At 48.6% G+C, this 12,136-nt stretch carries 6 protein-coding genes and 1 pseudogene; 6 read left to right on the forward strand and 1 reads right to left on the reverse strand.

All coding sequences use genetic code 11. The annotated features are described in order from the left end of the window. Window positions 1-8 precede the first annotated feature (8 nt). Together ACKTT9_RS05205 and ACKTT9_RS05210 are read left to right on the forward strand one after the other, a co-directional pair. Window positions 9-1,166 (forward strand): response regulator, encoded by a 1,158-nt coding sequence (locus ACKTT9_RS05205; protein WP_407870762.1) that lies wholly within the window; start codon window positions 9-11, stop codon window positions 1,164-1,166. Between the two features lie 88 nt (window positions 1,167-1,254). Beyond that, entirely contained in the window at window positions 1,255-6,882 is a 5,628-nt protein-coding gene (locus ACKTT9_RS05210) for an S-layer homology domain-containing protein (RefSeq protein ID WP_407870763.1), read from the forward strand. A gap of 85 nt (window positions 6,883-6,967) precedes the next feature. On the opposite strand, the gene ACKTT9_RS05215 is transcribed toward ACKTT9_RS05210, so the two are convergent. Next, window positions 6,968-7,834: an AraC family transcriptional regulator gene (locus ACKTT9_RS05215; protein WP_407870764.1), complete on the reverse strand. Its 867-nt coding sequence runs from the start codon at window positions 7,832-7,834 to the stop codon at window positions 6,968-6,970. 156 nt (window positions 7,835-7,990) lie between these two features. On the opposite strand from ACKTT9_RS05215, the gene ACKTT9_RS05220 reads away from it, so the two are divergent. From ACKTT9_RS05220 to ACKTT9_RS05235, 4 genes and pseudogenes are all read left to right on the forward strand, one after another. Next, complete coding sequence (locus ACKTT9_RS05220) at window positions 7,991-9,115, forward strand: amidohydrolase family protein (RefSeq protein WP_407870765.1); 1,125 nt, start codon at window positions 7,991-7,993, stop codon at window positions 9,113-9,115. Between the two features lie 2 nt (window positions 9,116-9,117). Further along, entirely contained in the window at window positions 9,118-9,489 is a 372-nt protein-coding gene (locus ACKTT9_RS05225; protein ID WP_407870766.1) for a Rieske (2Fe-2S) protein, read from the forward strand. 309 nt (window positions 9,490-9,798) lie between these two features. Beyond that, window positions 9,799-11,193 (forward strand): annotated as a pseudogene (locus ACKTT9_RS05230) (DHA2 family efflux MFS transporter permease subunit); the annotation flags it as partial. Between the two features lie 362 nt (window positions 11,194-11,555). Then, entirely contained in the window at window positions 11,556-12,125 is a 570-nt protein-coding gene (locus ACKTT9_RS05235) for an NAD(P)H-dependent oxidoreductase (RefSeq protein WP_407870767.1), read from the forward strand. Window positions 12,126-12,136: the final 11 nt, after the last annotated feature.

Genomic DNA, 12,136 nt, shown 5'->3' on the forward strand with positions numbered 1-12,136 from the left:
GGTGACTTATGCTGCGCGCAATATTAATCGACGATGAACAGCCTGCACTGGATTTGCTTGAAAAATTGTTGATTACGATCGGCAACATCGAGATTGTCGGGACGTTTACGAAACCGGGCGAAGCGATAAGTATGTTATTGCAGGAGCGCATGGATGTTGTGTTTTTGGATATTGAAATGCCAGGCCTGAACGGGATTGAAGCGGCTGAACACATCATGGCGATTGACCCCGGAATCGATGTGGTATTTGTGACGGCCTACCATCATTATGCCGTCGAGGCCTTTGAGCTGAATGCCATCGATTATGTGCTGAAACCGACCACAGTAGAACGTTTAAGGAAAACTATCGCGCGGACCATGTCAAAACAAAGCGCCGGTAAGCAAGAGAATGCGGGGCAAACAAGCAAGTCCACGTTTATCTGTTTTGGCCGCTTTGAATGGATGCGCAATGAGAAGGCGGAAACAGCGTCTCCGGTAAAATGGAGAACATCCAAGGAACGCGAACTGATGGCGTATCTTGTTCATCACCGGAATACGTTAATTACGAAAGAAAAAATTCTCGAGGATATTTGGCCTAATGCAAATTTGGAGCAAGTTACCGCATTTTTGCACACCTGTATCTATAGCATTAGGAAAAAGATAGCGAGCGCCGGCGACAACTATAAGTTGGAGTTTCATAACAACTGCTATCGTTTGGAGATACGTGGTGTTGAATGTGATGCAGCTGGATTTGAGCGGGTTACTGGCGGTGAAATGGTCATAACTCCAGATTCTATCGGGGAATTCGAGAAGATAGCAAACCTTTACAAAGGCAATTATATGGAGGAAGATGGTTTTGCTTGGGCGCAGGAAGCGCAGGAGAAATATAAAAGCGATTATATTGAGTTAATGAGACGAATGTCGGATTACTATTTATCTGTCAAAGAGTTCCGTGCGGCGGCAAAATGTTTGCAAAGCGCCCTTCGCCATAACCCTTATCTTGACGATGTCAATGAAAGGGTATTGCTGGTGTATGCGAAGTCGGGGGACCGATTGTCCATGATGAGGCATTATGAACGATTTACGAAGCTACTGCAAGATGAACTAGGAACTCTTCCATTAAAATCCACGGTTCGATTATTTTCCGAGCTGTACAGCGGCAACGCCGACGATGAGTCGAAGGCGTAAGCCGCTTTTTTTTGCTCAGAATTTGCTTAGAACGATGTGATAAGGTTAAACGAGCAAAAGCATGAAATTTGGGGAAGGAAGATGAAAGGTGTCGAATAAAGGAAAAACAGCAAGAGAAATGAATGTGAATCTCTCTGCTTGGAAGCAAATGGCTCATAAAATCATTCGACTGAAATTATCATTATTGTTGCTGTTTAGCGCATTTATGTGGATCAATCCTGGGAAAGCTGCACATGCAGAACCAACTACGAGTTCTCTTGATAACTGGTACATTCGATCCACGGGACAAACTATGGTTGGCGTCACCTATGGCAACGGCATGTATGTGGCGGTGGGTACAAGTGGAACGATCTTGACGTCCAGCGACGGAGTGAACTGGATGCCCCGTAAATCGGGCATTACGAATGCTCTTTATGGCGTCAGCTACTTCAACGGCACGTATGTGGCGGTGGGGGCAGCTGGAATAATCTTGACCTCCAGCGATGGTGTGAGCTGGATGCCTCGCACGTCGAGCACCACGTATGATCTTCGTACAGTCAATTACAGCAACGGCGCGTTTGTGGCGGTGGGGCAAAATGGAACGATATTGACCTCCAACGACGGAATGAGCTGGACGAGCCGCTCATCGGGCACTACGCAATATCTTTATGCCGTCAGCTACTTCAATGGCAATTATATAGTAGTCGGGGCAGTTGGCACGATTTTGATTTCAAGCGACGGAGCAACCTGGACAAGCCGCGCATCGGGCACGACGAATGGCTTATATGGTGTCAGCTACTCCAACGGCACGTATGTGGTTGTGGGGCAAAGTGGAAAGGTATTTACCTCCAGTGACGGAGTAAACTGGATGCCCCGCACGTCGATCACTACGAATGGACTAAATGGTCTTACCTACAGTAACGGCACGTATGTGGCGGTGGGGATAAGTGGAACGATTATAACCTCCAGTGATGGCGTGAACTGGATGGCCGGCACGTCGGGCACTACGAATAATTTTGCTGGCATCAGTTACGTTAACGGTAAGTTTGTGGCGTCGGGGAATGGTGGAACGATACTGACCTCGAGTGACGGAGCGAACTGGACGAGCTCTCTGATGGGTGTTACCTCGAATCCTATTTATAACATCATCTACGCCAATGGCACATATATGGCAGTGGAATATAATGGAAGAATCTTAACCTCGAGTGACGGAGCGAGCTGGACGAGCCGTTCGTCGGGCACTACGTTTCCTCTGTACGGCGTCATCTACGGCAATGGCACGTATGTGGCGGTGGGGTATGGTGGTAGGATTTATACCTCGAGTGACGGAGCGAACTGGACGAGCCAACTGTCTGGCACTGGGAATCATCTGTACAGTGTCAGCTACGCCAGCGGCACGTATGTAGCGGTGGGGGCAAGTGGAACGATTGTAACTTCGAGTGACGGAGTGAATTGGACGGGCAGTACGTCGGGTATTGCGTATGACCTATGGAATATTACCTTCAGCAATGGCATTTATGTGGCAGTGGGAGCAAATGGAATGATCTTGACCTCCATTGACGGAACGAGTTGGACGAGCCAAACATCGGGCACCACGAACATTCTTTACGGTATCGGTTACGGTAACAGCAAGTATGTGGCGGTGGGTGCAGGTGGAACGATAGTGACCTCCAGTGACGGGGCGAGCTGGACGAGCCAAACGTCGAGCACTTCGAATGAACTTCGTGGCGTCGGCTACGGCAACGGTACGTACGTGGTGGTAGGGCTAGGCGGAACAATTTTGAGTTCGAGTGACGTAACGAGCTGGGCGGACCGTTCGTCGGGCACCTCGAATGGTTTATATGGTGTTACCTTCGCCAACGGCAAGTATGTGGTGGCGGGGGCAAGTGGAATGATTTTGCAATCGCCAATCGTAGATGCATTGACCAACGCGGCAACGCCGGGCATTGATACGCAGCCAACGGGCGCAACGGTCAATGAAGGCGATAGCAGCCCGACTTTGAGCGTAGCGGCCAGCGTGAGCGACGGCGGATTGCTGACGTACCAGTGGTACAGCAATACGACGAACAGCACGAGTGGCGGCACAGCGATTAGCAGTGCAACAAGCTCAATCTATGCCGCACCGACGGCAACGCCAGGCACGACGTATTACTACGTTGTCGTGACTAATACGAACGACAACGCGAGCGGCACGAAGACCGCAACGGCAACGAGCAGCGTCGCTGCGGTCACGGTGAACGCGCTGACCAATGCGGCAACGCCGGGCATTGATACGCAGCCAACGGGCGCAGCGGTAAACGAAGGCGATAGCAGCCCGACTTTGAGCGTAGCGGCCAGCGTGAGTGACGGCGGATTGCTGACGTACCAGTGGTACAGCAATACGACGAACAGCACGAGCGGAGGCATAGCGATCAGTAGTGCAACAAGCGGGGCCTATGCCGCACCGACGGCAACGGTAGGTACGACCTACTACTATGTGGTCGTGACCAACACGAACAACAGCGTGAGCGGCACGAAAACGGCGACGGCAACGAGCAGCATCGCTGCGGTCACGGTGAATGCGCTGACCAATGCGGCAACGCCGGGCATCGATACGCAGCCAACGGGTGCAACGGTAAACGAAGGCGATAGCAGCCCGGCTTTGAGCGTAGCGGCCAGCGTGAGCGACGGCGGATTGCTGACATATCAATGGTACAGCAATACGACGAACAGCACGAGCGGCGGCACAGCGATCAGCATTGCAACAAGCCCAACGTATGCCGCTCCTACGGCAACGCCAGGCACGACGTATTACTACGTGGTCGTGACCAACACGAACAACAGCGTGAGCGGCACGAAGACGGCGACGGCAACGAGCAGCGTCGCTGCGGTCACGGTGAATGCGCTGACCAATGCGGCATCGCCGGGCATTGATACGCAGCCAACGGGCGCAGCGGTCAACGAAGGCGATAGCAGCCCGACTTTGAGCGTAGCGGCCAGCGTGAGCGACGGCGGATTGCTGAGCTACCAGTGGTACAGCAATACGACGAATAGCACGAGCGGCGGCACAGCGATCAGCAGTGCAACAAGCCCAACCTATGCCGCACCGACGGCAACGGTAGGCACGACCTACTACTATGTGGTCGTGATCAACACGAACAATAGCGTGAGCGGCACGAAGACGGCAACGGCAACGAGCAGCATCGCAGCGGTCACGGTGAATACGTTGACCAACGCGGCAACGCCGGGCATTGATACGCAGCCAACGGGCGCAACGGTCAATGAAGGCGATAGCAGCCCGACTTTGAGCGTAGCGGCCAGCGTAAGCGACGGCGGATTGCTGACGTACCAGTGGTACAGCAATAAGACGAACAGCACGAGTGGCGGCACAGCGATCAGCAGTGCAACAAGCCCAACTTATGCCGCACCGACGGCAACGGTTGGTACGACCTACTACTATGTGGTCGTGACCAACACGAACAGCAGCGTGAGCGGCACGAAGACGGCGACGGCAACGAGCAGTGTCGCTGCGGTCACGGTGAACATTGCACCTACGTATACGATTGCTGCTATTACCAATCAAACGTTAACTGAACTTACTCAAGGTTACATTTCGGGTACCCAAGAGACAAAAACCATTGATATAACAAATACAGGCACGAGTGATTTGTTGAATCTGTCGGCAGCGGTTAGCGGCGATCATGCCAACGATTTTGTGATTACCCAACCAAGTGAGACGTTAATGAGCGGAGCGGCCGCAACGAGCTTTACGGTTAAAGCGAAAGACGGCTTGCCAGCCAGCACATATACCGCAACGGTAACGTTATCGGCGACCCATATGACGGATGTGACGTTTACAGTCACACAAGCTGTCAACTTGCTGAATTCTCCTGCGAATCCACAAAATCTTGTAGCTACCGGAGGGGACCGTAATATTACACTAAATTGGAGTACGGTAACGGGAGCGACGTATTACAACATTTATATGGCGACTGTTTCAGGTCAATTTAGTAACGCTTCAGTTGCTACCGTCACTTCTTCTACCTACAATGTACAAAACTTGCTAAACGGCACGACCTATTACTTTACAGTGAAAGCAGGTAACTCTGGAGGCTTGAGTGGAGAGTCGAATCAGGCCAACGCTACTCCGGCCACTCCGGCAACGGTTCCGGCAGCACCAACGAATGTTTCGGCAGTAGCTGGAAACGGAGAAGCGACCGTATCTTTTACGGCTCCAACTGACAATGGAGGAAGTGCGATTACGGGGTATGAAGTGACAGCTTCATCAGGGAATATAACCGTAACAGGCCAATCTAGCCCGATTGTCATTACGGGTTTGGTGAATGGAACGAGCTATACGTTTACGGTGAAAGCGATCAGTGATGTAGGAAAAAGTGTACCTTCTGCAGAGTCGAATACGGTCATTCCGCAAACTTCATCCCGTGATGATAGGGATAGCGATACGCCATATGCGCCGAACACTCCAACGACACCGGAGAACAAAGTAACTAATGTGGATATACTTATCAACGGTAAAGTGGAGAATGCGGGAACCGCAACGACAACCCAACGTAACGGTCAATCCATAACAACGGTGGTAGTTGATCAGAAAAAGCTGGAGGACAAGCTCGCATTGGAAGGTCAACATGCCGTGGTTGCGATTCCAGTAAACCATAAATCCGATGTGGTCATTAGCGAGCTGAACGGCCAGATGGTGAAAAACATGGAGGACATGCAAGCTGATCTTAAAATTATAACGGATCGCGCGACCTATACAATTCCAGCGGAACAAATCAATATTAACGCTATATCCGAACAGGTCGGCAAGTCAGTAGCTTTGCAAGACATCAAGGTACAAATCGAAATCGCCGTACCAACAACAGATACAGTGAAAGTTGTTGAGAACGCGGCAGCCAAAGGAACGTTCACGCTTGTTGCACCGCCGCTTAGCTTTACAGTTAGAGGCACCTATGGAGATAGGAGCATCGAAGTATCGAAGTTCAATGCTTACATCGAACGAAGCATTGCGCTTCCAGATGGTATTGATCCCAGCAAAATTACAACAGGGGTTGTTGTTGAGACCGACGGAACCGTTCGTCATGTACCAACCAAGATTGTTGTAATTGATGGCAAATATTACGCCCAAATCAACAGCTTAACGAATAGCACGTATGCTATCGTCTGGCATCCGCTCGAATTTAATGATGTGGCGGATCATTGGGCTAAACAAGCAGTGAGCGATATGGGCTCGCGAATGGTCATCGATGGTACTGGCAATGGTATGTTTAGTCCGGACCGGGAGATTACCCGCGCTGAGTTCGCAGCCATCATTGTTCGTGGATTGGGCCTCAAACTGGAGAATGGAACATCAGAATTCTCGGATGTGAAAATGATAGATTGGTATAGCAGTGTTGTCACTACTGCTTATGCGTACCACTTGATCGATGGTTTTGAAGACGGTACTTTCCGTCCAATGGACCGGATTACACGGGAACAGGCCATGGTTATCCTCTCCAAAGCGATGACGATCGCTAGTTTGAAAGCCAAACCTTCAGTTCAGTCAACAGATGTAATCCTTCGTACCTTTGCAGATATGTCAGAAGTATCCCCATGGGCGCTGAACAGCGTCGGGGACAATGTGCAGGCTGGCCTTGTAGCAGGAAGAAACGGTGATGAGCTTGCGCCAAAGGATTACATGACTAGGGCTGAGGTTGCTGCAATTATTCAGAGATTATTGCAAAAGTCTGGGCTGATTTAGAAGAAGTGTTGTACAAAAAACACGAGCCAAACTGGCATCGTGTTTTTTTGTGCTGCAATCAATACCGTCAATCAGGATGAAGAAACTAACCACCGGACTTTGCTGCACTTTCGCGCACTTTACTCGGAGAAGCTGCGTAATGTTTGCTAAACGCCCGGCTGAAAGAATATAAATCGGGATAACCGAGCGTCATGGCGATTTCCGAGACCGAATGCCGCGTTTGCTGCAGAAGTTGAAGGGCTCTCTCCATGCGGAGCTTTTGCAAATATTGGATAGGCGTCATTCCGATCTGCTCGGCGAATATTTTGGAGAAGTAAGCCCGGTGAACTGAAATATACGCGGCGACATCTTGCACGTTAATATTTTCGGTGTAATGCATATTCATATACTCTATGCTCCGAGGAATCCAGCCAGCAGGACCTGCATCTGGTTCTTCGGTGTTTTTTTGCGGGATCATAAGTCCGAATATACGGTAGATTGCCGCAATCAAATCGACTTGTCGCCGACTGCTGTTATCTTCCTGTTGACTGAATAGATGGATGAGCGATGTTTCAAGTTCTTTCCCAATCACACCCGAGATATAAGGGACAGAGGGATGGAAGCCGGCTTTCTCGAGCAGCAGCGGCGTTTGCCCGCCATCGATGGAAACCCAAATCATTTCTAAAGGCTGGCTAGACGGAACAATGAAATGGTGGTAGACGACACCCGGATATGCGCAAAAAACATCGCCACTGGTTAGCTCGATGTGCTGATCTCCAAAGCGATGACGAACCTTTCCGTTTATAACAAAATGCAATGCGTAATAGTCGATCATCCGCTGCGGGAAACGATAATCCGGGCCTGCTTTGAGACGTCCCATCCGGACTGGCCATAAGCCGCCGTTCAAGGCTAGCTCATCTACAACATAATTGCGTGATTCTTCATATTCGTCAGGATGCTGCCGCTTGCTCATGTCTTCGTCCCCACTTCCTGAAATCAGCCTGTTGACAGTAGGGTCAAGTATAACATTGACCTTACAAAATGCCAAACTGAAATTGCGAAATACCATTTTCGGACGGGGCATTCAGGTTTTATGATAGGGAGGTAAAAAAGATGGGGAGATGAAAACATGAGTTTAATAGAAGCGACGCCGAACAAGACAAAGCAACGCAAAGGCATTGGCGTTATTGATAGCGATATCCATCATACGTTTCAGGACATCAAGCAGCTGTTCCCTTACTTGCCGCGAAAATACAGAGAGCGTATTGAACTGTGGGGATCGAGTCTTGGCGGGGGACCGGGTACGTTGAACGGAGGCAATATCGGAAAAAGAGCCGATTCTTTCCCTCCAAACGGCGGTCCAGCCGGCTCGGATCTGGATTTCATGGTCGAGCAGCTTCTGAATCCATTCGACATCCGCTACGGGATTTTGACCGGTGAATTTATAGCGGCCACGAACACTGCGGATACGTATTATTCGGCTGCGTTGTGTTCCGCTTTCAACGACTATACGATTGAGCATTGGCTCGACAAGGAACCCCGGTTCAGAGGCTCCATCTACCTGCCGATTCACGATGTAGCGGCATCGGTTCGGGAGATCGAACGGCTCGGCTCCCATCCCGGAATGGTTCAGGCGTATGTTCCTTCGGGTTCGCCTCATCCTTATGGGAATAGAATGTATCATCCGATCTATGAGGCTTGCTTGAAGCATGGCATCAATTTCACCATGCATGTAGGAGCTATCGGCGATGGGATGAACGCTCCCGCTACGAATGTCGGTTATCCATCTTACTATATTGAATACCGCGCGGCCCGTACGCAGGCTTACATGGCTCATATGGCCAGCTTTATCTTTGAAGGCGTATTCGAAATATTTCCGGAGCTGCAGGTGGCGTTTATCGAAGGCGGCGTCTTCTGGGTCGCTCCTTACTTGTGGCGTCTCGACCAGGATTGGAAAGCACTGCGTGACCAGACGCCTTGGGTGAAGAAGAAGCCTAGCGAATATTTACTCACCAACATGTATATCGGTTCTCAGCCGATTGAGGAAACGCCGAACCGTCAAGCGTTTGATACGTTGTTCGAGGCTATGCACGCCAAGGAAAGGCTGCTCTTCTGCAGCGATTATCCGCATTGGGATTTCGATTCGCCGAAGCTCGTTTTCCCCAAGATGGACAAAGAAACGACAGATAATGTCTTTTACAATAATGCTTCCAGGTACTATGGTCTGCCTATGTCGGACAGGGCGGAGGAATAGCGATGGCGCAACATTATGTAGGAACATGGGATGATTTCTCGGACGGCGAACCTAAAATTGTTGATGTAAAAGGGCGGAGTGTAGGCATTTATAAAATATCCGGAAAGCTTCATGCCATTCTTAATTACTGTCCACATCAGGGGGCCAGTTTATGCAAAGGACCGGTTACATCATGGGTCACATCGCCGTTACCCGGGGAATTTGTATATGAACAAGAAGGGGAGATCGTTCGTTGTCCCTGGCACCATTGGGAATTTGACATTAAAACCGGCGGTCTAGTTGTCGATCATAAAGTCCGCACGAAAACTTACGAGGTTTTCGTAGAAAAGTTTGACTTGTCGGTAGAGCAGGGGAACGTATACATCGAAATGTAGCAGATCTAATGAAAACCTTATCCGAGAACGAGAAGACGGTTTGCAGTCTATTGTTCGGATAAGGTTTTTTTGCTTTATGGAACAGTTTTGAAACCTTACAAAATGATAAATGTATAATTGTGCTTTTGGGCCATGTTTCAGATATGTTTTGACCCGCGTTTGGATACAAAATCGTCTTTCTAAACATACTAAAATCAATATTTTTTATGGCAGTTAATCTAAAGTATCTGGAGAGGATCGATAGCATTGAGTGTTGCAAATAAGGAAACAACAAGTAGTTCAATCAAAAAAGGGCCTATTTTGTTTGTGATGATTTTGGGGGCCTTCTTAACTACATTGAATCAAACGATTATGAGTGTTGCAACCCCTGAACTCATGAAGGACTTTGATATCACGGCATCAACTGCCCAATGGCTGACAACCGGTTACCTGTTGGTTAACGGAGTGCTGATCCCTATTACGGCGTACTTCATGCAGCGATTCAGTACAAGGCAGCTGTTTCAGGCATCGATGTTCATCTTCCTTCTCGGTACTATCATTGCTGCAATTGCACAGGACTTCCCAACCCTGCTTACGGGTCGAATGATTCAAGCAGCCGGTGCAGGCATCGTGATGCCCCTCCTCTCCATGGTTATTTTAACACTATTCGTGCCTGAAAAAAGAGGGGCCGCAATGGGAATGATGGGACTTGCCATTATTTTTGCTCCAGCCATTGGACCGACACTAGCGGGCTATATTTTGGAACACTACAAATGGGAGGTCATGTTTTATGGCATGATTCCGTTTGCTGTTATTGTTATCGCATGTGGATTCATTTTTTTGAAAAATGTATCCGAACGAGTCAACGCTCGCTTTGATATTTTTAGCGTCACCTTCTCTACCATCGGATTTGGCTCCCTGCTGTATGGATTTAGCAGAGCGGGAAGCTTGGGCTGGTCGAGTACGGAGGTTCTTCTAACAATCGCTATTGGTGTTGTTTCGCTTGTTATTTTCTCTTGGCTTCAGTTGACATCTAAAACCCCTCTGCTTGATTTGCGGGCATTCAGTTACAGTATGTTTTCCTTGACGACGGTCATCGGTATCGCTGTGACGATGGTTATGTATGCAGATATGATGCTGCTGCCGCTTTATTTGCAAAATGCACGAGGATATACGGCTCTGGAATCCGGACTTTTGTTGCTTCCTGGTGCTCTCGTGATGGGCTTCCTAATGCCTGTAACTGGTAAACTGTTCGATCGATTTGGTGCAAAATGGTTGGCGATTATTGGATTGCTCATTACGATTGGAACAACCCTTGGTTTTACTGATTTAACAGACTCAACTACTTACACCTATTTGGTGCTCATGTCTACTGCACGACGAATTGGAATGGCTTTACTATTGATGCCAATTCAAACCGCAGGTTTGAACCAATTGCCAGCACGATTGAATCCTCATGGTACAGCAATCTCAAATACGATGCGTCAAGTAGCAGGGGCTATCGGCACCTCTCTTCTTATAACTGTCATGAGCGATCGAACCAAAACGCATCTTCAGGATATGATGACGAATGGTGGAGCAACTGCGGGTGTAACACAAGCTCAACTTATAACAACCGCAAACATAGAAGGAATTAACGATGCCTATCTTGTTATTGTTGCCATTGGTGTTGTCGGTCTGGTGCTGTCCTTCTTTATCAAAAAAGTAAAACAAGGTACAGATGAAGTTCCATCACGACAAGAAAGTGAAATAACGCCTGCATATAAACCCACAGAACGAGTTGGAGAAATTAAATATGCGGCTCAACACACGGCTGCTGATAATGAATTTCGTAATGCAATAAAAGGTTTTTCAAACAAATCTCAATCTGCAAAAAAAGATATGCTTTTTAACGATAGTGATTACAGGAAAGCTCTTCACGGGTTAAAGGGGAATGAGAAGGATACGAGTGATGCGGTTGTAATTGACGATAAAGCCTATCGAGATGCGCTTAAAAAACTCAAAGAAGAGTCTGACCAACTTTAAGTTTTTAAGAGATGGGCTATTGGGAAATAGTGATAAAACTACTGTATGTAGGAGGGTATACGATGAAGATTTATATCGTTTATGATAGCGAGGTTGGGCATACAGAAAAGCTTGCTCGATCCATAGCAAAAGGCGCTAAAAATGTGGAAGGGACAGAGGTTTTTATCCATCATGTCAATAACGCAAATGTCAGGGATCTTGCACAGATGGATGCTATTATCTGGGGATGTCCCGGACACTTTGGCACGATTAGCTCAGGCTTAAAAGCTTGGATTGATAAGCTAGGTTCGTTATGGGCGGAAGGAAATCTAGTTGATAAAATCGGTGCAGTATTCTGTACAACAGCAACCGTACATGGTGGCATCGAGGCGACTCTGCTTAACTTGATTACACCGATGTTGCATCAAGGCATGATGGTTGTCGGTTTACCCGCTAGTATTCCGGGGAATGCTTTTTACGGCAGCTATTATGGAATAGGGGTTACCTCTCCTGATGAAGATACCGATGATGAGCTCAGTCATTCCCTTTATGAGAAGGGGATCTTATTAGGTGAATCTTTAGGTACACGCGTGGCTAATATGACCAAAATCTTTTTAACCGGTAGGGAGCATCTTTCCAGACAAGGCAGCTGATTGTGTTCAGC

This window comes from Paenibacillus sp. P36 (assembly GCF_045866505.1).
Taxonomy (GTDB): Bacteria; Bacillota; Bacilli; order Paenibacillales; family NBRC-103111; genus Paenibacillus_E; species Paenibacillus_E chondroitinus.